At 36.8% G+C, this 24,695-nt stretch carries 23 protein-coding genes; 8 read left to right on the forward strand and 15 right to left on the reverse strand.

Translation table 11 applies throughout. The annotated features are described in order from the left end of the window. Nucleotides 1–49: 49 nt before the first annotated feature. The 8 genes from FJQ98_RS23760 to FJQ98_RS23795 form a co-directional block, all read right to left on the reverse strand. Nucleotides 50–625 (reverse strand): GNAT family N-acetyltransferase, encoded by a 576-nt coding sequence (locus FJQ98_RS23760; protein WP_053594013.1) that lies wholly within the window; start codon nucleotides 623–625, stop codon nucleotides 50–52. 273 nt (nucleotides 626–898) lie between these two features. Then, nucleotides 899–2,371, reverse strand: coding sequence for a PH domain-containing protein (locus FJQ98_RS23765; protein ID WP_201406735.1), 1,473 nt, complete (start codon nucleotides 2,369–2,371; stop codon nucleotides 899–901). Beyond that, nucleotides 2,364–2,843 (reverse strand): PH domain-containing protein, encoded by a 480-nt coding sequence (locus FJQ98_RS23770; RefSeq protein ID WP_053594012.1) that lies wholly within the window; start codon nucleotides 2,841–2,843, stop codon nucleotides 2,364–2,366. Before FJQ98_RS23770 ends, FJQ98_RS23765 begins: the two co-directional genes overlap by 8 nt. 123 nt (nucleotides 2,844–2,966) lie before the next feature. Beyond that, nucleotides 2,967–4,499: a degradosome RNA helicase CshA gene (gene cshA / locus FJQ98_RS23775; RefSeq protein ID WP_053594011.1), complete on the reverse strand. Its 1,533-nt coding sequence runs from the start codon at nucleotides 4,497–4,499 to the stop codon at nucleotides 2,967–2,969. 350 nt (nucleotides 4,500–4,849) lie between these two features. Beyond that, nucleotides 4,850–5,542, reverse strand: a complete 693-nt coding sequence (locus tag FJQ98_RS23780; RefSeq protein WP_053594010.1) for an alpha/beta hydrolase — start codon at nucleotides 5,540–5,542, stop codon at nucleotides 4,850–4,852. Between the two features lie 86 nt (nucleotides 5,543–5,628). Continuing rightward, nucleotides 5,629–6,996 (reverse strand): UDP-N-acetylmuramoyl-tripeptide--D-alanyl-D-alanine ligase, encoded by a 1,368-nt coding sequence (locus FJQ98_RS23785; protein WP_201406561.1) that lies wholly within the window; start codon nucleotides 6,994–6,996, stop codon nucleotides 5,629–5,631. A gap of 11 nt (nucleotides 6,997–7,007) precedes the next feature. Then, nucleotides 7,008–8,087 carry a D-alanine--D-alanine ligase gene (locus tag FJQ98_RS23790; RefSeq protein WP_053594008.1) on the reverse strand — a complete coding sequence of 360 codons (1,080 nt, stop codon included), beginning with the start codon at nucleotides 8,085–8,087 and terminating at the stop codon, nucleotides 7,008–7,010. Nucleotides 8,088–8,493: 406 nt separating this feature from the next. After that, nucleotides 8,494–9,246, reverse strand: coding sequence for a hypothetical protein (locus tag FJQ98_RS23795; RefSeq protein ID WP_053594007.1), 753 nt, complete (start codon nucleotides 9,244–9,246; stop codon nucleotides 8,494–8,496). 405 nt (nucleotides 9,247–9,651) lie between these two features. Between FJQ98_RS23795 and FJQ98_RS23800 the strand changes: the two genes are divergently transcribed. Further along, nucleotides 9,652–10,839 carry an FtsW/RodA/SpoVE family cell cycle protein gene (locus FJQ98_RS23800; protein WP_053594006.1) on the forward strand — a complete coding sequence of 396 codons (1,188 nt, stop codon included), beginning with the start codon at nucleotides 9,652–9,654 and terminating at the stop codon, nucleotides 10,837–10,839. 59 nt (nucleotides 10,840–10,898) lie between these two features. Here the strand turns inward: FJQ98_RS23800 and FJQ98_RS23805 are convergent, their stop codons facing one another. Then, the gene (locus tag FJQ98_RS23805; protein WP_166672133.1) at nucleotides 10,899–11,036 is read right to left on the reverse strand and encodes an Lmo0850 family protein; all 138 of its coding nucleotides are present in this window, start codon (nucleotides 11,034–11,036) and stop codon (nucleotides 10,899–10,901) included. A 628-nt stretch (nucleotides 11,037–11,664) separates the two neighbouring features. Between FJQ98_RS23805 and FJQ98_RS23810 the strand changes: the two genes are divergently transcribed. The 3 genes from FJQ98_RS23810 (at nucleotide 11,665) to cls (ending at nucleotide 15,320) form a co-directional block, all read left to right on the forward strand. Beyond that, on the forward strand, nucleotides 11,665–12,825 hold the full coding sequence (locus tag FJQ98_RS23810) for an MFS transporter (RefSeq protein ID WP_053594005.1): 1,161 nt from the start codon (nucleotides 11,665–11,667) through the stop codon (nucleotides 12,823–12,825). A 98-nt stretch (nucleotides 12,826–12,923) separates the two neighbouring features. Further along, complete coding sequence (locus FJQ98_RS23815) at nucleotides 12,924–13,715, forward strand: YwqG family protein (protein ID WP_053594004.1); 792 nt, start codon at nucleotides 12,924–12,926, stop codon at nucleotides 13,713–13,715. Between the two features lie 150 nt (nucleotides 13,716–13,865). Continuing rightward, a complete protein-coding gene (gene cls, locus FJQ98_RS23820; RefSeq protein ID WP_053594003.1) occupies nucleotides 13,866–15,320 on the forward strand; it encodes a cardiolipin synthase in 1,455 nt (484 codons plus the stop codon). A 60-nt stretch (nucleotides 15,321–15,380) separates the two neighbouring features. Here cls and FJQ98_RS23825 read toward each other — a convergent pair whose 3' ends face one another. The 5 genes from FJQ98_RS23825 to FJQ98_RS23845 all read right to left on the reverse strand — a co-directional run bounded on the left by FJQ98_RS23825 (nucleotide 15,381) and on the right by FJQ98_RS23845 (nucleotide 18,902). Next, complete coding sequence (locus FJQ98_RS23825) at nucleotides 15,381–16,151, reverse strand: M15 family metallopeptidase (protein ID WP_053594002.1); 771 nt, start codon at nucleotides 16,149–16,151, stop codon at nucleotides 15,381–15,383. Nucleotides 16,152–16,332: 181 nt separating this feature from the next. Next, nucleotides 16,333–16,719 (reverse strand): hypothetical protein, encoded by a 387-nt coding sequence (locus FJQ98_RS23830; RefSeq protein ID WP_201406562.1) that lies wholly within the window; start codon nucleotides 16,717–16,719, stop codon nucleotides 16,333–16,335. A gap of 111 nt (nucleotides 16,720–16,830) precedes the next feature. Continuing rightward, nucleotides 16,831–17,079: a hypothetical protein gene (locus FJQ98_RS23835; protein WP_053594000.1), complete on the reverse strand. Its 249-nt coding sequence runs from the start codon at nucleotides 17,077–17,079 to the stop codon at nucleotides 16,831–16,833. 55 nt (nucleotides 17,080–17,134) lie between these two features. After that, a complete protein-coding gene (gene yidC / locus FJQ98_RS23840; protein WP_053593999.1) occupies nucleotides 17,135–17,896 on the reverse strand; it encodes a membrane protein insertase YidC in 762 nt (253 codons plus the stop codon). Nucleotides 17,897–18,107: 211 nt separating this feature from the next. Next, nucleotides 18,108–18,902: a helix-turn-helix transcriptional regulator gene (locus FJQ98_RS23845; protein ID WP_053593998.1), complete on the reverse strand. Its 795-nt coding sequence runs from the start codon at nucleotides 18,900–18,902 to the stop codon at nucleotides 18,108–18,110. Between the two features lie 504 nt (nucleotides 18,903–19,406). Here FJQ98_RS23845 and FJQ98_RS23850 point away from each other — a divergent pair. From FJQ98_RS23850 to FJQ98_RS23860, 3 genes are all read left to right on the forward strand, one after another. Beyond that, nucleotides 19,407–20,057, forward strand: a complete 651-nt coding sequence (locus FJQ98_RS23850; RefSeq protein WP_053593997.1) for a LytTR family DNA-binding domain-containing protein — start codon at nucleotides 19,407–19,409, stop codon at nucleotides 20,055–20,057. 497 nt (nucleotides 20,058–20,554) lie between these two features. Continuing rightward, entirely contained in the window at nucleotides 20,555–22,075 is a 1,521-nt protein-coding gene (gene scpC, locus FJQ98_RS23855) for a succinyl-CoA:acetate CoA-transferase ScpC (RefSeq protein WP_053593996.1), read from the forward strand. Nucleotides 22,076–22,199: 124 nt separating this feature from the next. Then, the gene (locus tag FJQ98_RS23860; protein ID WP_053593995.1) at nucleotides 22,200–23,345 is read left to right on the forward strand and encodes an MFS transporter; all 1,146 of its coding nucleotides are present in this window, start codon (nucleotides 22,200–22,202) and stop codon (nucleotides 23,343–23,345) included. A gap of 13 nt (nucleotides 23,346–23,358) precedes the next feature. Here FJQ98_RS23860 and FJQ98_RS23865 read toward each other — a convergent pair whose 3' ends face one another. Then, the gene (locus FJQ98_RS23865; protein ID WP_053593994.1) at nucleotides 23,359–23,667 is read right to left on the reverse strand and encodes a hypothetical protein; all 309 of its coding nucleotides are present in this window, start codon (nucleotides 23,665–23,667) and stop codon (nucleotides 23,359–23,361) included. A 357-nt stretch (nucleotides 23,668–24,024) separates the two neighbouring features. On the opposite strand from FJQ98_RS23865, the gene FJQ98_RS23870 reads away from it, so the two are divergent. Beyond that, nucleotides 24,025–24,447, forward strand: coding sequence for a hypothetical protein (locus tag FJQ98_RS23870; protein ID WP_201406563.1), 423 nt, complete (start codon nucleotides 24,025–24,027; stop codon nucleotides 24,445–24,447). Nucleotides 24,448–24,695: the final 248 nt, after the last annotated feature.

Consider the following 24,695-nt stretch of genomic DNA (forward strand, 5'->3'; position numbering starts at 1 on the left):
CTCCTCTTATTTTTTATGCTAGAATTATATTCAACTTTCTGCAACTATTTCATAGTACAACAGTATCCTCTTTCGCTGTCTTTATTTTTTTCCACTCAACTGCTGTTAACCCATAGACAACTTGGTCTACATGGTGATCATAAAGCCACTCCGCATCTCTTAAACGCCCTTCTTCATTAAAGCCTAACACTTTTGGGATTGTGCGGCTTCGAATATTTCCCACTGCAACACGCACTTCAATACGATTTAACTTTAAATAGCTAAAGGCATAATCAATAAATGCTTTCATAGAATTAGTGACTAACCCTTTGCCAACAAATTCGTTTCCTAACCAATATCCAATACTTGTCCATTTATGCTGCCAATTCACTTGATGATAGCCAATCACTCCCGCAAGCTTCCCTTCATAATATATCCCCGCTTGTATGCCATTATTATCCGCGTATTGTTGCATCGCATCTCGTACAAATTGCTCCGTATCCTCTACCGTTTTGACAGCATATACAAAGGGTAACCACTCTCGCAAAGTATCCCTCGAACGATCTGTCAACGCAAATAATTCATCCACATCACTCAAATCCAACAATTTCAAATGAGTGTTCTTATTAATATCATACTTAAACAAAATTACCACCCCTTTTGTTTGATTTATTCTATTATAAACAGTATTTTTGTAAAATTATAGACTTTTCACCAAAACGTGGGGTTATTTCCATTCTAAATGGGTGCTTTCCTAGGGGCGTCTGATGAGGCGCTTGGAAAATGGTGTTTTATGCGCGAAAGTGAAGCGGCAGGAATAAGTGTTTTTTGTCCGAAAGTGAAGGTTTTGGTGATGAGCCAAATTTACAAAAAAAGCCAATCCTCCAATCAATTGTAAGGATTAGCCAACTTTCAGCATTCAATGTTCATACCAAGATAATATTTTTTCGGCATCTTGCTGCTCTATGCTTGGTACATTGCCTGTCATACCAGTCATACCTGACATAACCGTTGCTTTTATAGACATAACATTTTTTTCTTTTTGGAAATACGTTTGAGTACTCCCAATAGATTGTATACGTTTTTTCTCCATAAAGAGTGTAATTCGACTGAATATGCGATATTGCATAGTTAGTTGCTTTCCATCTATCATATAACCAGCTGTTTTATGTTGCCAAATACCAAGTAATATCGTTAATGGAATTAAAAACAACGAAAGCAACCCATACGGATATAAGAAATAACTACATGCACCAATTATAGGTATGAGCCACACAAAATCAATTCGGTAAAAAAATGGACGAGCTCGTTTTGGTGAATGAATAAATTCTGGACGCCAATTCATATCTGGAAAAAGCTGCTCTAACGTTGGCAGACAATCCTGCTTCTGAATAAGTGGGAACAGGGTAATTTTTTTATCATTCCCCTCTCCTCCATTACCTCCGGCACTCTCAACAACAACTGTTGCAAAGCCAAATAATTGACGCAACGGATTCTCTACAATACGAATAGCCTGAATTCGATTTAAAGGCAAAGTAATTCGTTTTTTCTCAAGTAGCCCTTTTGTAATAATAAGCTTTTCATCCTCAATTCGGACCATATATTCATAATAATTGATCAGTGTAATAACAAATGACACAAACCATGCCGCAATTAGGGTGAGTATCGCTGTCAGCGCAACTAAAAATGCGCCAATTTTCACAAAATCAGCTAGCTCGTGAAAAATTTTCTCATAGGGGATTATATCTGAAAACTGAGAGACAATTGCTACAAGCCCGGACAGGACGACCCCAATTCCACCCGAAGTCGTTGCCAATATAAACAAATCACGTATCGACATATGATAAATCGTTGGAACTGATACTTCCTCCACTATTGAAAGTGACTGCTCATCATTAATCGGTTTGTTTACTTGGTTCTTTGCACGACGCATTTCCAGCTCTATGACATCTGCTGCTGCCTTACGTATAGCCGTCAACTCTACCTCAGGCTTTCTATCCTTACTTCCAGCAGTTTCAACCTGCACCTTTACTAAGCCAAATAATCGATGAAAAATACCTTCATTGTAATTTAAGCTTTGAATACGTTCAAACGGAATATAACGTTTCTTTTTAACGAACAAACCGTACTTTACACGTAATTCTCCATCTTCAAACCAATATACAAAGGTACGCCATTTAACAATGCCGCTAACAAGTGCAAGTAAAGCACCTACTCCCCATATACCGAACAAAAAAAGCGTCTGAAAAAAATGTTCACTACGAAAATTAAAAGAAAAATTAAAACCATTAGTTACAACAATTATGGCAACAGGTAAAATCATGCTTTTTAATGCTTTCGCACTCGTAATAATGGCCGATACTGGGTGTAAACGGTTAATTTCCTTAGACATCATCTTCCGCCACCCTTGCTAATTCCGAAATACGTGCACGAAGTCCATCTGCCTCGTCCATCACAAGTGCAGGAATAGTATGTACAGTTGCTGCTGTGGATATTGAAATATTACCTAAGTCATATCTTTTTAATATCGGTCCTTGTGTCGTATCAACATGCTGTACGCGCACCATTGGAATGAGTGTACGCTTAACAACAAATAAACCGTGTTGCACCTCAATCTCACTTTCACGAACCTCATAGCGCCAGCGTTCCCATCTTATCTTTGGAAATAGATAAGCAGATAGGATAGCACTTAGTATGACTACAGTAATTGCAATGAAATAAATAAATGATGGCCATTCAAAATAATAGGTACCGTAGCATACTAACGCCGCTATAATTAATAACAATAACGTTTGTAATACACCATATAAACGCCACACTGTTAAACCTTTCCGAGAAATTTTATGCATTGGTTCTGCTCTCAAAGTCGTTCCCTCTCCTTCTTTAACTACGTATACGTAATCAGTTATCTTTTTGTTTCAATTATATACAAAAAAACCTTACAGCCACTTTGACTGTAAGGTTTAATTATTCTGATGAAGAAAAATTTAATCTTCGTGACGACGTGGTGCACGAGAACGACCTTGTCCACCTTCACGGCGACCTCCATCACGGCGTCCGCCATCTCGACGATTTCCACCATTTCCACCATTTCCTCCACGACGATCTCCGCCACGTCCGCCATCTCGACGTCCGTTAAAGCTACGGTTACCGCCACGTCCACGATCTCCACCACGACTGTTAGAACGCTCACGACGCATTGGTAATGGTCGTTCTTCAGTAATTGTTACTGGCGAGTCATCTGGCTCTTTTGTTAATGAACGAAGTGCAGCAGCTACAACATCGATTGCATCATGGTTTTCAAGTAATTCTGTCGCAAGTGGACGATAATCACCTAAGTCGTTGTTCGCAATAAGACCTTCTAGTGTCTCCATAGATAGGCGTTGTTGACCCACTAAAGCTTCGTCAGTTGTCGGTGGACGAAGTGGTGTCATACGTTTTTTCGTTGTTTCTTCTACAATACGTAAGTAACCCATTTCACGAGGTGTTACAAATGTTACCGCAAGACCTGATTTACCTGCACGACCAGTACGACCGATACGGTGAACATAAGACTCAGGATCTTGAGGAATATCAAAGTTATAAACATGTGTTACACCAGAAATATCAAGCCCACGAGCAGCTACATCTGTTGCCACAAGAATATCAATTTTATTTTCTTTAAATTGACGTAATACGGAAATACGTTTCGCTTGGCTTAAATCACCATGAATCCCTTCAGCAAGGTAACCACGAATTGATAACGCTTGTGCAAGTTCATCTACGCGGCGTTTTGTACGTCCAAAGATGATTGCAAGTTCTGGTTGGTGAACGTTTAATAAACGAGATAAAATGTCGAATTTTTCACGCTCAGCAGATTTCACAAAATATTGATCGATGTTATCAACTGTTAATTCTTTAGCCTTAATTTTTACGATTTCTGGATCACGCATAAATGTCTCAGCAATTTTACGGATTGCTGGTGGCATTGTTGCTGAGAACAATAATGTTTGACGTTCAGAAGGCACATTTTCTAAGATTGAATTAATGTCATCGATAAAGCCCATGTTTAACATTTCATCAGCTTCATCAAGTACCAATGTTTGAACATCTTCTAATTTTAAAGTACGACGATTAATATGGTCAATTATACGACCAGGTGTACCTACGATAATTTGAGGTTTATTTTTCAGTGCACGAATTTGACGGCCGATTTCTTGACCACCGTAAACTGATAATAATTTTACGCGTTTGTCATAACCAATTTTATAAAGCTCTTCAGAAACTTGAATGGCTAATTCACGAGTTGGAGCAATTACTAATGCTTGGATATTTGGGTTTTTTGGATCGATCTTTTCGATAAGTGGAATCCCGAAAGCGGCAGTTTTACCAGTACCTGTTTGCGCTTGGCCTAATACATCGCGACCTTCAATGGCAAAACGGATAGTACCTTCTTGGATTGGTGTTGCTTCTTCAAATCCCATACGCTTTACAGAGCGTAATGTAGATTCGCTAATATTTAATTCTGAAAAATTTGTCAAACTTCTCAATCTCCTTTTTTCGCTTTTAAGTTGACAAATGGTTACATTTTCAGATGAAGTTGTCGGCAAATTCGAGCCTTTGTTGTGGAACGTTTCCGTTACTTAAAAATTTTCTCTATATGATGTCACATAGAGCTCTCTTATATGAAAAGGAAAGCCCGGTCTTTACCGAGCGGTTCGATTCTGTCGTAATTATTCACTTTAGAATAAAACCGTTGTGTTCAAAAAAAAGTACTCTTCAACCAAATATGAAGAGTCTTCGCACAAAATGTATCCATTGCTTACACTAGTCTAACATGGGATTAATACGTATGCAACGATAACGCATGAGTCGTAATAATCTGACTACTTCACAGACTCTTTAAAAACGACAAAACGTAAAAAAACCACTCAGAACAATCTTCATCATAACATATATGATGCTTCCCTTTATCAGAAAAATACAAAGTTTTTTCGTTTGATGCTAATTCATCATATAAAAATTGAGCAGTGTGATAAGGCACTATGCCGTCTAATTTTCCTTGTACAATATACACCGGAATTTTAATATCTTTATAATACGGCTCCACCATTCGAACAAGCTTCATGAATTCTATTGTTGACGATAGTGGTACATTGTTAAACTTATGCTGATATCGTAAAAACAGCTCATTATTGGACAGATTACGATGGTATGCTTCAGTGGCAAGCATTTTAAAATCTTCGACCAGTTGCTTCGGACTAACATATTTGGCAGCTGCGCTTAGTAACACGAGCTTTTTCACTTTATAACGTTTAGCTAGATATAGCGCTATAATGCCACCCATTGAAAACCCAACTACTATTACTTCATCTACCTTTTTTGCAAGAGCACGAAAAGCGAGCTCGGCATCCATTAACCAATGCTTAGCGGTGAAACCTCGCATTTGTAATTCATCCCCATGTCCTGACAAAGTAGGTTCTTCAATTAGCCAATTTGTATGCGTACGTAAATAGGTAGTAAAAGGTTCTACTTCATAAGGTCCGCCTGAAAATCCATGTATACATAACACACCTACTGACATTACTTTCACCTCTAAATGTGTAATTCATTTAAGTCAATGAAACAAGGAATCGGTGAGAGAATGTCCCACCGATTCCTTGTTTCATTTTATGACGTAAATGCACGTAAGATTGTTTCTAATTTCATACCACGAGAGCCTTTTAGTAAAACGATAGACTCATCGTTAGCTTGCTGTAGTTTTTCGATAATTGGCGTGTAATCATCCTCTACATATAGCAAATGTTCCTTATCAAAACGCTCTTTTAAGACTTCATTTAAATAAGCCATTCTCGGGCCAAATAAACATACATAAGCGATTTCCTCTGCACGAATATCCTTCGATAAATCTTCATGGAAATGCTTTTCATTTGGGCCAAGTTCAAGCATATCACCTAACACAAGCCATTTTTCTGGACGAATCGTTGTCGATGCTACAAATTGAATAGCCGCCTTTACAGAGGTTGGTGCGGCATTGTATGCATCATTAATAAACAATGCCCCATTTGATCCATTCACTTGTTGCATGCGCATATCCGTTAGAGCTACTTGTTTTAAGGATGCACAAATTTGGTCATCGTTTAAACCTAGCTTTTGAGAAATTAACATAGCGACTAATGTATTTTTCACCTGATGCTTCCCGAGAACTGAAATAAAGAAATCCCCTTCAATCACACCATGTGTAGAAAAGCTACTACCATCAGTCGTTGCTGCAATATTGTCTGCATACAATAGGTTACCATGCTCTAAGCCAAATGCCACTGCATTTAACTGCTGCTCTTTCGCAACTAGCTCTTGAAGCAATGGTTCATCTCCATCATAAAATAGCACTCCATCTGGTTGCATTCCTTGAATTATTTCAAATTTGGCTTTAGCGATTCCCGCACGTGAGCCTAGATCTTGCATATGAGCCTCGCCGATATTAGTAATCACGGTCATATGCGGACGAGCAAGCTTCGTTAAAAATTCAATCTCTCCAAAACCACTCATACCCATTTCAAGCACAGCAACATCAGTATCTTCATCTAACTGTAAAACCGTAATCGGTAAACCTAGTTCATTATTAAAATTCCCAATTGTCTTTTGTACTTTAAAAAATGGCGAAAGCGTTCCTGCTAAAATATCTTTCGTCGACGTTTTACCATTTGAACCAGTAATGCCAATAAATTTCGCCTTATGCTCACTGCGATAGGCACGTGCCATTTGCTGTAGAGCTAGTTCTGGATCATCTACAAAGAGTAAGGGTACACCTTGTGGTGGATTTGGTTCATCTTTCTGCCAAAGAGAAGCACCTGCCCTTTTTTCAAAGGCCTGCAGAACAAATTTATGTCCATTGGCCATTTCACCACGAAATGGAACGAATAGGTCACCTTGTTTAATTGTTCGCGTATCAATGGAAATTCCTGATACGACCGTGTCACCAAAAGCTGGCACTTCATCATTTAACCATGTAGCTAACTGCTTTAATGTTTTTTTCACAATAATCCCACTCAGTCTTTTTTATAGTGAAGCTGTTGTTTTTCTTCGAAACGCTCAATCGCTAATGTAATCAGACGATCAATAAGCTCTGGATAGCTTACATTTGTATGTTGCCAAAGAAGTGGATACATACTAACAGGTGTAAAACCTGGCATTGTATTCACTTCATTAATATAAATGCTATTATCGGCCGTTACAAAAAAGTCCGCACGAACTAAACCGCTTCCATCAATAGCTTTAAACGCACGTTTTGCTAGATCTTGTAAGCCTGATACAGTATTTACTGGAAGCTCTGCTGGAATAATAAGAGCAGTTGAGCCATCTTTATATTTAGAATCATAATCATAAAACTCTGTAACCGGTTTAATTTCACCAGGCACAGAAACTTCTGGAAAGTCATTTCCTAAGACAGCTAATTCGACCTCACGAGCAACAATGCCTTGTTCAACTACAATTTTACGGTCATACTGTAAGGCTATTTCAATAGCTTTCACTAATTCATCGCGATTTGTTGCCTTGTTAATTCCTACGCTTGATCCCAAGTTCGCAGGTTTTACAAACATCGGCCAATCCAATTTTTCTTCACAGCGAGCAATGATAGCCTCCTGTTCATTAGCCCAGTCGCTACGAATGAAGTACGTATACGGCACTTGTGGTAATCCGGCAATTTCAAATAATTGCTTCATAATAACTTTATCCATGCCAGCTGATGATGCTAACACACCATTTCCTACATACGGCAAATTTAGAACTTCAAGTAAACCTTGAACAGTTCCATCTTCCCCATTTGTACCATGCAGCAATGGGAAAATAACATCAAATTGTATAGCTTTACCATTATTATCAATTAAAAAATCTGTAATATTATTTTCTAAAATAGTGACATCATCACCAAATTGTAATTCTTCAATTGTACTTGCAGGTTTTTTTAGAAGCTCACCACGGCGCCATTCCCCTTCAGGTGTAATGAAAATCGGATATACTTCATACTCCTCGAAATTCAAAGCTCCAGTGACTGCACGTGCTGTCGACAATGACACCTCATGCTCTGCTGACTTTCCTCCGTATAATAAACCGATTCTTTTTTTCATTTTTGTGCCCTCCACATACTTCTTGAGTACTATTAGTTTATCATGAAACATCTTGATAAATGACATCAATTTCGCCTTGGCGTAATTGTTGCTGTCGCTGCGCTTTCGCACAGATAAACAATGCGTCTGGATTTTGTGAGGATGTGAAGTTCTTAACCTGAGATCCTCTATTTCAGTAGGTGTTTGGATACCCACTGAAAAGGTACCACATCCGCATTTAACTCACCACCTTCAAAGGTGCGAGTCATGTACTGAATGAAGATAAAAATCTCACCGTAATTTTGACGGTGAGATTTAGTGTACATTCATTCTACGTACAAATGAACGGATCAATTATACCTCGGCATAATTGCGTCCGGAGGCTTTAACTTCTTTCAGCGGGTGTTTGGTCACCCGCTGAAAGAAGTTAAATAATATAAATCAATTCATCGTGCTCATTTTTCAAAATTGTATTTAAATCATCCCATACTTCATCAGGGAAGGAATATTCTGATAGGTTACGAATTTCGATACCATAAGCTACTTTAGGCTTTTCAATTCGATATAATGATAACAATGCCCCATCTTTAGCAAAAGAACGATAGGCACGCAATATTTCAGGTGAAATAGAAGGAATACTTGATTTCACTTTCCTCCGCCAAAAACCAGTGCTACGTTCCTTCTCACGAATTAAACTGTTCAAAACATTGGCAACAAGTAAATCCGAATCACTTAAATGACGAAAATAAATTTTAGTCATTTTCTCTAAATCTGAAGAACAGTAGACAAATCGATTTTGCAATTTATTAAAAAATGGTGAAGTAATCGGTTCCTTTTTATGGCTTATGTAAAGCAATTCTCCTTGCTCCATAGGTGTTAGTTGATCTAGCCTCTTCTCATCCATAAAGTCAACCCAACACAATTCTTTGGATTCAGCAGCTTTTTTTACAAACTTGGGTACTTCCTCATCTGGTATATAATCAAGCTGTGTATGCATATTAAAGGAACCATCTTCATAGGAATGTTTCAATAACAGTAAGTGATGCAGTGGTTCAAGTGCAGCCACAAATTGCGAGAATTTAAGCCCGCTATAAATAACAAATTTATCGACATCATTCATATGAACATAAATATGATACATAAAATCTTCAGCTGACTTCAATTTTTTAGCCACAACCATCACCCCATTCTTCACTACATTATAAGACTAATCATGAATTTTTTGAAACATTTTATGTTAATTATCGTCATAACAATATTCACAGGCGCAAAATTGTTTTTTGCGTTATAATATGAATGTTAAACATGCGATCGCGCATATGTTGTTAACTACTCTAATTGAGCAAATTTATAAAAATATAATTTCATTCATTTTTTCCAGATGTATGGGATGAGAATTCCAAATACTTCGCAGCAAGCATCGAGCCTCCTCGTTTGCACTGTAACTTCGGAATCGATATTTGCTTCTTTAACTATGGTGGATACTCACATTTAAACATTTTTACAAGATACAAAATTGAATTGGAATTGATTTTTTCATCAAATTTACTCATGAAGAGATACTATTTTAATATAGGTGGCTTGTATGGAAAATAAACGAAATTTCGCGAATCGTTTTGACTGGACGCTCGCTTTTATACTTTTAACCTTCCTAGTCATAAGTTTGTTAGCCATTGCATCGGCACAAACATCAGGTCAGTATGGCATTAACTATGTTCCTAAACAGCTACAATGGTACGTCATTGGTGCAGTTATTATTGCAATAGTTATGTTTTTTGAGCCTGACCAATATAAAAAGATGTCCTGGTATATGTACGGCGCAGGCATCGCCTTATTAGTACTGCTTATCTTTATGCCAGAAGGAAAAGGGCAAATCGGTGAACCTGTTAATGGTGCAAAAAGCTGGTTTCATACACCTATTGGAAATATACAGCCTTCTGAGTTTATGAAAACCTTTTACATTTTAGCACTTGCTCGGCTTATCAGTAAGCACCATGAAGTCTATTCTTTAAGATCATTAAAAACGGATTTTCTATTACTAAGTAAAATCGCTGGTACACTTTTATTACCTTTAGCCCTTATCATGAAACAACCTGACCTTGGTTCAGCACTTGTATTCTTTGCCATTACGGCTGCTGTCATCATTGTAGCAGGTATATCATGGAAAATCATTTTGCCGACTTTATTAGGTGGCACTCTAGCAGGTGGTTCCCTTTTATGGATGGCACTCTATATGCAGGATTTTTTACAGCAAACACTCGGCTTTCAACCGTATCAGTTTGCTCGAATCTATTCTTGGTTAGATCCATATTCATATTCTTCTAGTGATGGATACCATTTAATTACTTCCTTAAATGCCATTGGTTCAGGCGAAATTTTCGGTAAAGGTTTCCGTGGTCGTGAAGTTTACGTTGCCGAAAACCATACCGACTTTATTTTTACAGTAATCGGAGAAGAATGGGGTTTTATTGGAGCTAGTATCGTTATTTGTATTTTCTTTTTATTAATCTATCATTTAACAAAAACTACACTATTATTGAAAGATCCATTCTCAACATATGTATGTGCTGGTATTATTGCAATGATTACATTCCACGTATTCGAAAATATTGGTATGACTATTCAGCTGCTACCTATTACTGGTATTCCTCTACCGTTTATCAGTTATGGAGGAAGTTCATTGATGGGGAACGCACTTGCCATCGGTCTTGTCTTCAGTATGCGTTTCCACTATCGTACTTACATGTTTACTACTCACGATGATGATGATTGATTATAGAAAATGGGTAGTCTCGATTACTGAGACTACCCATTTTCATTTGTAAAACCGAGTTAAGCTTGAACTTGCGGAGTTTGCGTTGGTGGTGTGAGCACTTTTAAAAGTTCAAGTCGAGACTTTGTTACAGTGGCTGTTACACCCAACTTAGATAAATTCGAAACAATCTTTTTCAAATCTACTTCTTTTTTCATACATTCCACCTCAATCTTTCCTCGAATTTATATAACGTTGTATTTCCAAAAAAGTTTCATTTTTGCATGTGTATGATGTCTGACAAGTTTATCGCTTTCTATCATACCATTTAACTCGACTTTAAAATTTTTCATTTTTGTTACAATGTAAATTTTCCCTTAACACATTATTTACCATCTCATCATCAAAGCGTGGGGTTGATAAATGGAATTTCTATAAACTCATTTACCACTAAATAGCAATAATTAAACATAAAAAATTAAAATACCGATATACCCTCTAGTAGTATACCCCATAGATAATTTAATACACTATGCGACAATCGATACAAAAAATTAAAAATAGAATGAGTCCATTTAGTTACATTAAAGCTCGTTATTAATTTTTAGTATCAATATAATTCCATTGTTAACAGTCTGCAGTTTTTTATACATTGTTTTAGCCTCGTTTACTGCACTCGCCCCAATAGCTTATATACATGGCATATGCTCTAACAAATATCATCCCCTACTTTTGGGAACGGACCATTAAGCACTTAAATTGTTTTATCTTCCGCCTTCTTGTAATAACAAGAACAAGAGAGGTAGAATATACATACTAAAATATCGTATGAAAGCAGGGTACTGTATGAAAAAGGCAATTTTATTATTAATGTCTGTTCAATTCCTCGTTTACCTAGGATTCGGGATTATTATACCTGTCTTACCGGAGGTTGTTGTTCAGCAAAATTGGGACGATATACACGTAGGTGGCTTACTTACAGTATACTCGCTTGCAAGTTTTTTCACTGCACCACTTTGGGGTATGCTGTCCGATAAGGTAGGTCGTAAACAACTTATATTAATGGGCCTAGTTGGTTTTAGCCTAAGCTTTGTTATTTTCTCGTTATTTATAGATAATCTAGCAATTCTATACGTTTCACGTGTTGTAGGTGGTTTATTCTCGGGCGCACTGTATACAGCTGTAACAGGCTTTATAGGTGATATGTCGAGTGAGGAAGATCGCAATAAATACATGGGTCTCATGGGCATGTCCATCGGGCTTGGTTTTATTTTCGGTCCAGCAATTGGTGGTATGCTCGGTCACTATAGCCTTCAACTACCGTTTGTCGCTTCAGCAACATTAATTGCACTATTATGTATTTATGCAAGTTTTGTTTTAAAAGAACCTGCAAAAAGAAAAGATACAAATAAACGGGCAATTGTACCAAAGGGTGCTGGCAAAATGCTGCAATACCGTGTGCGTTATTTATTTATGTTCTCATTTTTAGTAACTTTTATGTTGGCAGGAGTAGAGGCTACGTTCCAGCTATTCCAAATCGAACAAATTCAAATTACACCATTACAAATAGGTTATTTGTTTATGTTTAGTGGCTTTGTAGATGCAGCTATTCAAGGCGGTGTTGTAAGACGTATTAAAAACGGAAGCGAGACAACTTGGTTAATAGGTGCACAAATTGTCACAGCTGTAGGTATGCTTTTGTTCACTTTAACAGCTAACTTATTTATAGCAGGTCTTGCCCTTTGTGTCTTTACAGCAGGAAATGCACTTGCAAGAACATGCGTTGTATCTCTTTCATCTAAAGAATCTGGTGGCCAATATGGGACTGCTGCGGGCCTCTCCTATTCAATGGATAACCTAGGACGCATTCTCGGTCCATTATTCTTCACTTGGCTATTTACAATGCAATCTAGTTTAGGCTATTATACTTCAGCAGCAATAGCCGTCGTTTCAATAAGTTTAATTTATATTTTTAAAGCATCAAATAAATCTTTACGACTTGAATAATTTGTTGATAAAATGCCGTAACTTAATAGTAATTCGAAGTATATAGAACGCGTCAAGGAATATTCGACTGCTTACAGCGGAATATCGGAGGGCTCTGCATGAACAAAACAACTAATCTTTTACTTCCAAAAGAGCTAGAATCGTTTCGTTTTGAAATTGAAGATACACTTCTTTCAGCGATGATTATCACACCATACAAACGTTCAACTACGTTAACGGAAAGTAAATTTGCTGGGGAACCTTATTTACCCTATTATCAGACATATCCGAAAGATATTACTGGTGAGCCGATGCGCTTATTAGCTCAAATTAACTTTGCAGAAATGCCAGCACTAAAGGATTTCCCATCCCAGGGTATTTTGCAATTTTTTATTTCATCTAATATTTTCGCGAATGCTGATCATTACCATGAGGATATTTTCCAGCAATTTTATAAAATACGATTTTACCCTACCTTAAATTCTGAAGCGGCAGTTCCTAGGCAGGAGTTTTTAGCACAAACAGCAGATGATTGGTTCCCTATTCAACAGGAGTTGGCATTACAATTACGACCCATCCAAGAGCCTGTCTCTGCTTTAGATCATCGTGCGATACACTATTTACCAAGCTTAATTCCTTCATCGGAGGATATTGATTTACATGAGATTTATCTACAATATTTTTTAGGAGCTGGAGCTAAAATTGGTGGCTATGCCTATTTTTTAGAGGAGGATATCCGTCACGAATCACCGCTCCTTCAACGATACGATGTATTGTTACTCCAAATTGACTCTAATGACGAAATCGGGATTATGTGGGCAGATAGTGGCGTCGGGAAATTTTTTATTAACCGAGAAAAACTCCTTCAAAAAGATTTTTCTGATATTTTATTTCAATGGGAGCATTACTAATCATTTTTCTTCATGATTGATTTCGGATTACCTCGTTCTAGTTTTTGAGGTAATCCTTTTCTATGCTTATAACAAATTTCGTATCTTCTTCCCATATGTAAAGTGCTATACTGAATATATTGCGAAAATATAGTTAAGGCAGGTGTAGGAATGAGTTTTTTCACAGATATTGGATATCTACCTTTAATTATGTTTATTAATATTTTAGCAGCGATGGTCATAATTTTTTTAGAACGTAAAGACGCCACTTCTACATGGGCATGGATTCTCGTACTGTTTTTCATTCCATTAGGTGGGTTTATTTTATACTTGCTGCTCGGACGACAACTACGAAAAAAGCATTTGTTCCGTTGGGAAGGACGCAAGGATATTGGTATCGACAATCTCATTAGCTATCAGACAGAGTCAATTCGAGATGATACGTTCGAGTTTCGTATTGAAAATGCGGAAAATTATAAAGAAATGATTTATATGCATCTTAAAACAAATAATGCTGTGTTAACGCAGGACAACCATATTGATATTTTTGATGATGGTGCTGATAAATTTGAGCAGCTTCTTAAAGATATTGAAGCAGCGAAAGATCATATTCACGTTCAATATTATATTTTCCGTCTAGATGACTTAGGTACACGCATTGTTAATAAACTTATTAAGAAAGCAAAGCAAGGGGTTAAGGTACGAATCTTATACGATGAAATGGGCTCACGAAATGTGAAAAAACGCCATTTCAAAGAACTGCTTAATGCAGGTGGTGAAGTTGAAGTATTTTTCCCATCAATTTTACCACTTCTAAACCCTCGTTTAAACTTTAGAAATCACCGAAAAATCGTTGTGATTGATGGCCGTATTGGTTATATTGGTGGCTTTAATGTTGGGGATGAGTATCTTGGGCTACAGAAGAAGTTTGGCTATTGGAGAGATACACATTTACGTATTGAAGGTAGTGCCGTACATCCTTTACAAACACGCTTTTTACTTGATTGGAATCAAGCATCCGCACAACAGAAAATGGGGTACTCGGACCGTTACTTCCCTGCTATTCCGAAAAAAGGCGATGTAGGCTTACAAATCGTTTCCAGTGGACCCGATTCTGACTGGGAACAAATTAAAATTGGGTATTTAAAGCTTATTAATATGGCCAAAAAATATATTTATATCCAAACGCCATATTTCATACCTGATGTTAGCTTTTTAGATGCTATAAAAATTGCAACGCTATCAGGCATTGATGTAAGGATCATGATTCCAAATAAGCCTGATCATATGTTTGTTTATTGGGCTACATACTCATACGTAGGACAATTATTGCGTGCAGGAGCAAAAGTTTATATTTATGAAAAGGGCTTTATTCATGCTAAAGCAATTATTATTGACGATGAAGCATCTACAGTCGGAACTGCAAACCTTGACGTACGAAGTTTCAGTTTAAACTTTGAAGTAAATGCTTTCATTTATGACTCAACGATTTCACATCAGCTTGCTGAGCTGTTTGAAAAAGATATTTTTGATTGTACTGAACTAACTTGGGAAATGTACAAAAATCGTCCCACACTAATTAAGTTTAAAGAATCAATTTCACGCTTACTAACACCTATCTTGTAAAATAACAGGAAAAAGAAGAGAGCTAGTTCCTAATTAACGGAACAGCTCTCTTCCCTTTTTTTATTTCACACCTAAATATTCTTCTAACGTTATATTTTGTTTTTTAATTTCTTTTGCTATGTCTATACCAACATAACGGTAATGCCATGACTCATACATATATCCTGTAATGTCTTCTTTATTTTTAGGGAATCGTAAAATAAAGCCATAGTCTTGAGCATATTTCATTAACCATTGTCCTGCTGGTGTTTCACCGAATTCTTCAGTTAGCCATAAATTATCTTTGCCGCGCTCCCCAATATCAAAGGCTAAGCCCGTCTGATGTTCTGAATAACCTGGTCGAGCACTATAACGATCAGCTGCAGCTTGTCCATCACGATTAACATAGTTATTATATAATGTTGTTTGATAGTCAAAAGATCGATAGCCACTAAAAGCTACTAAATCAAAACCTTGTTGTTTCGCGGCAGTTAGCATTTTATCTAGAGCTTGACCTGCCTCAGGGTTTTCTTCAGGCGCAAAGGTAGATGGTAGCGGATATATTTTATTCGCCAATAAAATGCCATTAATATATGTCGGCTCGGTTGGTAATGTTTGATTTGGTAAATAACCATTTTCATCCGGCTTTTGCTCTGGCTTCACAGGATTATCCACTGTTTTTTTCGGCTCTTCTGTTGCAGGTGAATCTTTTTTATTTGGTTCTGTTGTTTGTTGTTCATCTGATGCATTACTTATCTGTTCATTTTTATAGTTATACACTAAGAAAATAGATACAATAAGCGCTACTGAAATGACAGCACCGACAATGAATGGTAGACGTTTTTTTTTCACTATTTTTACCCCTTTTAAAGTTATCCAGTACTACATGGTTAAGTTCCCCATCTGTTATCAAAGATTAAATCTATTGTTAAATAGAAAGAACAAGTTCTACAGTAAGTACCGATTATATTTTTACTTTATTGGTATAGTCTCATTTTAGCACTGTTCACAATTTAGAGTGTAAGTTTTCACCCTAAATTTTAAAATTAGGGCTATAACGTGGGGTTGATTTCCGCTCCAACCAGGCGCTTTGTTGCTTTCGCACAGATAAAAACATTGTTGCTGTCGCTTCGCTTTCGCACAGATAAAACATTGTTGCTGTCGCTTCGCTTTCGCACAGAAAAAAACATTGTTGCTGTCGCTTCGCTTTCGCACAGAAAAAAACATTGTTGCTGTCGCTTCGCTTTCGCACAGAAAAAAACATTGTTGCTGTCGCTTCGCTTTCGCACAGATAAAACATTGTTGCTGTCGCTTCGCTTTCGCACAGATAAAACATTGTTGCTGTCGCTTCGCTTTCGCACAGAGCAAAGCTTCCTGGAGGCGTCGGATGAGCCGCTACGCTTGCGCTCCATGGTTTCATCTAAGACGCTGACCACCAAGGAGTCGCCCAGCCTCAACTCCAATACTTATATATGGCAATCGTTTTAACAAATGTCATCCCAAACTTTGACGATGAGACAAAATTAGTCTGTTAGTCTGTGAGAATAATAATAAATACTACTATAGAAGCAATCGAGAAAAAAATCGCCATATACTTCATCCATTTTGCTTCTTTAATATAGCCTTGCTCTTTAAAGCTTTTAGCCCTAAAACCATTCGATACGGCAAACATAATAGTCATGGCCAATACCGCAAAATTAAAATTACCCATGATAATAAATATAATAGCCGCAATACTAAAAATCGCGACTAGAATAGATGATAGCCATTTTAAGTTCAACTTGCTGTCCTCCTAAAAAAATCGAGGCTACATAGGCGCCTCGACATAAATTAATTTATGAGTTTGCTTTTTCCGGATGCTCCGAATAATATCTTCGACCGATATATGTTTGAAGAATCAATAATGCACCGCTGACTGACCAGTAAAGTGGTAGGGCTGCCATAGATGACATCGAGATAAAGACAATCATAATTGGTGAAATATAAATAAACATTTTCATTTGTGCTTTTTGTTGCTCTGGTACTGTCCATAATGACACACGTGCTTGAACTAAATAGACAAGACCAGCGATAATTGTCATGACAATATCAGGTGAACCTAAGCTAAACCATAAAAACTCATGTGATTTAACATCTGCAGAATATAAAATAGAGAAATAAAGACCCATGATAATTGGCATTTGAATTAGCATTGGTAAGCAACCCATATTGAGTGGATTGATGCCATGTTTTTGGTATAATGCCATCATTTCTTGTTGATGCTGCATTTGCTCTTCTTTTGTCTTTGCTTCCTTCATTTTTTTCTGAACAGCTTCCATTTCAGGCTTGAACGCATCCATTTTCGTTTTCATCGTTTGTTGCTGACGATAATTTTTTAACATAATCGGCATTAAAACTAAACGAATAAGGACCGTAATAGCGATGATTGCTAAACCATAGCTACCTGAAAAAATAGTGTTTCCGAAAAATTCCAGTAAAAATTCCATAGGTTTTACAAAGATACTATAGAAAAAACCTTCTTTGTTTTGCACAGCTTGACAGCCACTAAGAACAAAAACTACGAGTCCAAGCATTGAAAATAACTTCAAATTTTTCATTTTTCCACCTACTATTATTTATCAACTAAAGTGAAGTATACATTATAGGGTCTATTTTTATCAAATAGCACGTGCTACTAATTACATCGTTATTGCCACACAATGTTTGCATGAAAAAAGATGCGAGCTTTAGAATCACTAATACGTCCGCATCCTATTTATTCATCTTATACCTACTCATTGTGAATAACTATTAAGCACACTTCTGACTTTAAATGTTTTGAAGCTCAGACTCCGCCATTTCAAAACGATAAAACTCATGATGTAGCTCGTCTCTGAAATGTTTGGGCGTTACCCCAGTATATTTTTTAAAAATGCGGGTAAAATAGCTTTGGTTACAGAAATGAAATTGATCTGAAATAGAAGTAATACTTTTATTTGTGTGTCGTAAGTAATACTGTGATTCTTCTACTCGACGAACATTTAAATATTCAACTAGTGTAATACCTACATGTTCTCTAAAAATACGTGATAAGTGACTAGTACTTATATGAAAGTTATTTGCGATACTTTCGACTGTTAAGTCATTTTCCAATTCATCATTTATATACATAATTACCTTATTAACGGTTTGGTGACGGAAAGTCGGCTGCTTGCGATCTGCAATAAAATAGACAAAAAAATCAATTAAATCATCAGCAAATTGTAAAAATTCTGCGTCTTTCATCTGATTTTCAATCATATCATTACAAGCAATGTTAAAAGCAAATGCTTTCTTCGAAGGTACTTGATTGTCTAGCAATTTACGAGCAACAATTGACGACAAAACAGAAAAATAACTTCGAACAATTTTAATGACTTGTTTGCCAAAACGTATTGAAAGAATATCAATTAATTCATGCAAAGATTTCTTAGCCTTTGCAGATTCTAAATGATAAATTTCAAATATTAATTTCGACTCAATATTAAAAAATTCTTCTACTCCGATGTATTGATTAATACTATCGATTTCCTGGAAGTATCTTTTTGATATCGTTTCTGACATAGAATGTTGATGTAGTTGCATAATCTTCCCCATCTTTCCTCAGATTGCACGAATTACTTTTACTATTTTTGACATCGGGCTACTTATTTCAAATAAGAAAATAGTATTTGTTTATTGATTGTATGAATTGAGTCCTATTTCACAATTATACATTGAATATAACTTAAAAATCACCCAACTAAAACACCAGTTACAAAAAAAATAGACTATACAGTGAATTTTACCATATTCTGCGATTTCCTTTCAACCACATTTTGTCTTCCACCCTAGTTCTAATTTATCATATATTCACAGTAGAAACCTCGTAAACTTATTTCGTACAATTAAATTTTACCATATACATATCAAAAAAAATAAGTAATTAATTAAATTTTGTTACAAATTATGTAAGGTGTTTTACGCTTAAATATTTCATCAATCGACATTTCTCTTTTTTATTCCGAAATCTTCTCTATATAATTTATACGAATATGTAGTAAAATAGATGATAATACTATTTTTAAAAGTTTAGATGAGGTGTTAATAGTGGATCCAAAACAAATTGAAGAAATTATGGAGATTATTAAGGAGTTCTTTCCTGAGAATACTTCCATCGCAATTTCCGATACAAACGAATACTTGTATTACCAACCGAGCAAAAAAGTTGATTTGAAAATCAAGCCTGGTGACCCAATTAAAGAAGGTTCAGCTGCTCATAAAGCATTAAGCTACGGGCAAAAGATAAGCTCTTACATTGAACCTGATGTATTTGGCATAGCATATTACGGCATGAGTATTCCTTTAATGGAGGAAGGCGAGACTAAGGGTGCTATTACTGCTATCTTCCCACAAAAGCCATCAGCATTTTTAACGAACTACATTACCATCAAAATTGATGATTGCTGGTACCCAATCAAGCATGATCAAGTCATTTATCTTGAAACACAGCTTCGAAAAACATTTGTTAAAACGATGAGCCGTGAAGGTTATCACCGCTTAAACCTAAGTGATCTTGAGCTATTTTTAGCACCTGACTCATTTATACGCTGTCACCGCTCTTATATCGTTAACATTGACTACATTGATGAAATTCAACCAGACTCACATTCAACATTTTTATTAATCATGAAAGACGGTACTCGTATTCCTGTTAGCCAACGCTACGCAAGCTACTTCCGTCGTTCTTTAGGCTTCTAATCTTTTATAAGTACAGCGAACATTTTAATTGTTCGCTGTACTTTTTTACTTACTGAAACATAGCGTTCATCAAAAATTGGGTATGATATTGGTTAAAACGTATACAGTGGATGCAAGTTGATTGGAGTGGAGACTGAGCGACTCCTTGAGGATTAGCGTCACAGATGAAACCCTGGAGTGCAGCGAAGCGGCTCATCGAAAACACACAGTTGGAACGGAAATCAACCCCCCATTATGTTGTTTAATCTTTTATTTTTAGAAAATTCCCTTTGTGCTCTACATTAAAACGTTTTCTCTGTCGAAAATTCATTTTTATGCTCTTTTTTTCTGTTTTTACTCAATTTAATGCTATTTCTAAAGTTTTTGTGACAATTTGGTGATAGTATTATTCAAATGGTTGGAGTCATACTACAACTGAATAAACAGAAAATTCTTACACGTTTTTTCTAGTTTTGTAATCGGTTTCCATCAAACTTTTTTTAGGGAGGATTTTTTTTATGGATGCAAATGTTCAAAAACGCCTAGGCTTAAAAGAACTTGAAAGTAAAATTGTTACTGCTGAAGAAGCTGCAGCACTTATCTCTGACGGTGATGTAGTTGGTATGAGTGGATTCACTCGTGCGGGGGACGCAAAAGTTGTTCCTATGGCTTTAGTAGAGCGCGCTAAAAACGAAAAATTCAAAATTGATGTATATACAGGAGCTTCTTTAGGACCTGAAGTTGATAAATACTTAGCTGATGCTGGTGTTATCCGCAAACGTGGACCATTCCAAGGAGATGCAACGATCCGTAATTTAATTAACTCTGGGGATATCCAATATGTAGACGCTCATCTTTCACATAACGCTGAATTAGTTCGTCAAGGAATTATTGGACCAATTAAATATTTAATCCTTGAAGCTGTTGCTATTACAGAAGATGGATTAATTATCCCAACAAACTCTGTAGGTAACTCACCAATCTTCGCTGAATACGCTGAGAATATTATTATCGAATTAAATATCTCTCACCCAGAAGCGTTAGTAGGAATCCACGATATCTATGTACCAGGTGAGCAAGGTCAACGTGAAGCAATCCCAATGACTGATGCTATGCAACGCATTGGTGACATCGGTATTAAAGTAGATCCAGCTAAAATTAAAGCAATTGTTATTTCTGAAGAGCCAGATGCTCCATCATTAATCGTACCGCCAGATGAAGAAACACAAACAATGGCGAACATTTTATTAGACTTCTTCAGCGGTGAAATTAAAGCTGGTCGCCTAACAAAACAATTAATGCCATTACAATCTGGTGTAGGCTCTGTTGCAAACGCTGTACTTGACGGCTTCGCAAATTCAGAATTTGAAGATTTAGTTGTTGCTTCTGAAGTACTTCAAGATGCTGTATTCAACTTAATTGATGCTGGTAAAGTTAAATTTGCAGCAGCTACTTCAATTACACTGACTGAAGAATTACAGAAAAAAGTATATGGCAACCTAGAGAAATACGCTGATAAAATTTGCTTACGTCCACAAGAAATTTCTAACCACCCAGAGCTTATCCGTCGTTTGGGTCTAATCTCAATCAACACTGCTCTTGAATTAGATATCTATGGCAACGTAAACTCAACACACGTATCAGGTACTCGTATGATGAACGGTATCGGTGGTTCAGGTGACTTTGCACGTAACGCACGTCTAGGTATTTTTGTTACTAAATCATACGCAAAAGGCGGCGCTATCTCTTCAATCGTGCCAATGGTTTCTCACGTTGACCACACTGAACATGATGTTGATGTAATCGTAACTGAGCAAGGTATTGCTGACTTACGTGGTCTAGCACCAAAAGAGCGTGTACCTTTAATTATCGAAAACTGTGCACACCCGGATTACAAAGAACAACTTTGGGATTACTATAACCGTGCTCTAGAAGCAACTGGTGGCCACCAAACACCTCATATTTTAGAGGAAGCACTTTCTTGGCACGTAAATCTTGCTACAAACAAAACAATGAAAAAAGAAGTTGCTAAAGCTTAATTACTAAAGTTTAGGAACGCCTCATTAAGTCAAAAAACTTATGAGGCGTTCTTTTTTTGTCGGAGATGGTATAATAAGAGTGATACTCATTCTCACTAATACATAATTTCCCATCGGAGGGGCTATGAAGAAATTTATTTATTTGATTATATTCTTTTCATTTTTTGACCTATTTACCCAGCTTCCTGTCATGAGTACATACGCTGAATCCTTAGGGGCATCAGCCTTTTTAACTGGCCTAGCAGTAGGTATGTATTCCCTTTCCAATACATTTGGTAATATTATTTCTGGTTTTTTAACAGATCGTAAGGGACCATTTGTTATTTTAATCCTAGGTCTTTTAATGACAGGTCTTTCACTATCACTTTATAATTTAGTAGAAGAGCCTATTATTCTATTAGTAGTCCGCTTTGTACATGGATTAGTGGCTGGCTTTATCGTCCCTGCTGCTTTCACATTTTTAGCAAATGCAACTGAGCAAGAAAAAAGAGGCAAGGGCAGTGCTATCTCTGGAGCATTTGTTGGCATCGCCGCAATAATCGGTCCTGCATTTAGTGGAATATTAGCGAGTCGTACTAGCGTACCATTCGTTTTTAATATAACAGCAAGCTTTATGCTTTTGTTAGGTATACTTGCCTTCTTTTTACTTAAATCAAATCAAGTAAAAAAAGAAAACTCTGCGCCAACTGCCAACATTCCTATTCGTGTGCTTTTTAACAATACAGGTACATTAAAAGCCTTCTCTGGTGCATTCTTTTTAATGTTTTCTCAAGGGGTTATTGCCTATCTTCTCCCACTAAAAGTACAATCTTTAGGCTTTGATTCACGTTTAAGTGGAACATTGATGAGTACATTCGGAATTATTGCTGTACTCGTATTTATTTTGCCGACTAACCGTATTTTCGATAAGGTTGCTCCCATTAAAACATTATCACTTGGTATAGCTTTAATGGGGGTAAGTCAATTATTAATTAGTCAGGCAGATTCAAGTACGTTACTTTATATTGCTATGGCCTGCTATGGTTTCGGGTTTGGCTTCTTATTCCCATCACTAAATTCACTTTTAATCGATTCTACGACTGCTGAAATCCGTGGAAAAGCCTATGGTTATTTTTATGCCTTCTTTTCGCTAGGAGTTGTCTTAGGTTCCTCATTGCTCGGTTGGCTCTCACTAGGTATTGTCAGCGGCTTTATATTTACTGGGGTTGTATTATTAGTATTTGCAATCATTATTATAAGCACACAAAAAAGACCTTCTCACGTGAAATGAGAAGGTTTTGTTATTATTTCTCTTGTTCCTGAATTTCCCCATTGAAATAATGGATACCCGTATGTCCCCCACCCTCAGCAACCATTTCGTTTGAAGCTATTTTCGTTGGGGATGTTCCAGCTCGTGTCGCTACTTGAGCAGTTATACGCTCTGAAATATCTTCGTGCATCTCCGTGTTTGTTGTATTCAAATAAGATGCTAATTTAGACTTTGCACCATTGAGCATATTCAATGCTTTATCACGGTTTTCTTTTTTACTTAAATAAGATGCTGCTAAAGTTAACCCTACTAGCACAACACCTGATCCTTTACGTTTTGCCATTATAAATCCCTCCCAAAAATATAGAAACTGGCTCTGTATTATATCTTTTCCCTATTTTCAGAGGACTAAACATACTTTTTATTTACATTACAGCATATATAAAAAGAGAGTAGTCATCTATAACCCTTCGCTTCCATCATATAAACACTTAATTCATAGTACGTCTGTATTTTTCAAGACTTAGTTTAATCATTCTCCTACTAAATTTTATTGCAGGTATCTATTCTTTGCTTATCACCAAAAGTTAGGGATACCATTTGTAAAAACGTATGCTAAATATAAGTTGATTGGAATGGAGGCTGGGCATCAGCGTCACAGATAAGACCCTGGAGCGAGCCGAAAGAGGAACGAAGCATCATGTCCTGCGATAACGCCTTCGTGACCAACATCCTTTTGGCCAAAGCGGCTCATCGGATGCCCCCAGGAAGCTTTGCTCTGTGCGCAGCAACAATGTTTTATCTGTGCGAAAGCGAAGCGGCAGCAACAATGTTTTATCTGCGCGAAAGCGAAGCGTCAGCAACAATGTTTTATCTGTGCGAAAGCGAAGCGTCAGCAACAATGTTTTATCTGCGCGAAAGCGAAGCGTCAGCGGCAATGTTTTATCTGCGCGAAAGCGAAGCGTCAGCGGCAATGTTTTATCTGCGCGAAAGCGAAGCGTCAGCGGCAATGTTTTATCTGCGCGAAAGCGAAGCGTCAGCGGCAAATGTTTTCTGTAGCGAAAGCAAAGCGGCAGCTACAAAGCGCCCAGTCGGAACGGAAATCAAACATACTTTATGGTAATGAGCCATCTTTTTCGTAAATTATGATAATTTTGTAACTATTTATGATTATAAAGAACAAGCGAAGGGAATTAATGAATTAATACTAATAATAGGAGAGTGATTATTATGAAAGATCTAGACTCAATATATGATTGGATAGATATGGCTTCATTAGTAGGTGGAGCGGCCCTCTTAACAGCACTAATTTACAGTGTTATTTTACTGTAAGGAGCATCGTGGATGGTTCACGATAGAAATTAAAAGGCA

This window comes from Lysinibacillus agricola (genome assembly GCF_016638705.1).
Lineage (GTDB): Bacteria > Bacillota > Bacilli > Bacillales_A > Planococcaceae > Lysinibacillus > Lysinibacillus agricola.

Coding starts and splice junctions, on each gene's coding strand:
- FJQ98_RS23765 (WP_201406735.1), bottom strand. CDS start 2,371: ATGTCTAAGGAAATTAACCGTTTACACCCAGTATCGGCCATTATTACG.
- FJQ98_RS23780 (WP_053594010.1), bottom strand. CDS start 5,542: ATGTCAGTAGGTGTGTTATGTATACATGGATTTTCAGGCGGACCTTAT.
- FJQ98_RS23790 (WP_053594008.1), bottom strand. CDS start 8,087: ATGAAAAAAAGAATCGGTTTATTATACGGAGGAAAGTCAGCAGAGCAT.
- FJQ98_RS23795 (WP_053594007.1), bottom strand. CDS start 9,246: ATGGTTGTGGCTAAAAAATTGAAGTCAGCTGAAGATTTTATGTATCAT.
- FJQ98_RS23800 (WP_053594006.1), top strand. CDS start 9,652: ATGGAAAATAAACGAAATTTCGCGAATCGTTTTGACTGGACGCTCGCT.
- FJQ98_RS23805 (WP_166672133.1), bottom strand. CDS start 11,036: ATGAAAAAAGAAGTAGATTTGAAAAAGATTGTTTCGAATTTATCTAAG.
- FJQ98_RS23810 (WP_053594005.1), top strand. CDS start 11,665: ATGAAAAAGGCAATTTTATTATTAATGTCTGTTCAATTCCTCGTTTAC.
- FJQ98_RS23815 (WP_053594004.1), top strand. CDS start 12,924: ATGAACAAAACAACTAATCTTTTACTTCCAAAAGAGCTAGAATCGTTT.
- cls (WP_053594003.1), top strand. CDS start 13,866: ATGAGTTTTTTCACAGATATTGGATATCTACCTTTAATTATGTTTATT.
- FJQ98_RS23830 (WP_201406562.1), bottom strand. CDS start 16,719: ATGAAACCATGGAGCGCAAGCGTAGCGGCTCATCCGACGCCTCCAGGA.
- yidC (WP_053593999.1), bottom strand. CDS start 17,896: ATGAAAAATTTGAAGTTATTTTCAATGCTTGGACTCGTAGTTTTTGTT.
- FJQ98_RS23845 (WP_053593998.1), bottom strand. CDS start 18,902: ATGCAACTACATCAACATTCTATGTCAGAAACGATATCAAAAAGATAC.
- scpC (WP_053593996.1), top strand. CDS start 20,555: ATGGATGCAAATGTTCAAAAACGCCTAGGCTTAAAAGAACTTGAAAGT.
- FJQ98_RS23860 (WP_053593995.1), top strand. CDS start 22,200: ATGAAGAAATTTATTTATTTGATTATATTCTTTTCATTTTTTGACCTA.
- FJQ98_RS23865 (WP_053593994.1), bottom strand. CDS start 23,667: ATGGCAAAACGTAAAGGATCAGGTGTTGTGCTAGTAGGGTTAACTTTA.
- FJQ98_RS23870 (WP_201406563.1), top strand. CDS start 24,025: ATGTCCTGCGATAACGCCTTCGTGACCAACATCCTTTTGGCCAAAGCG.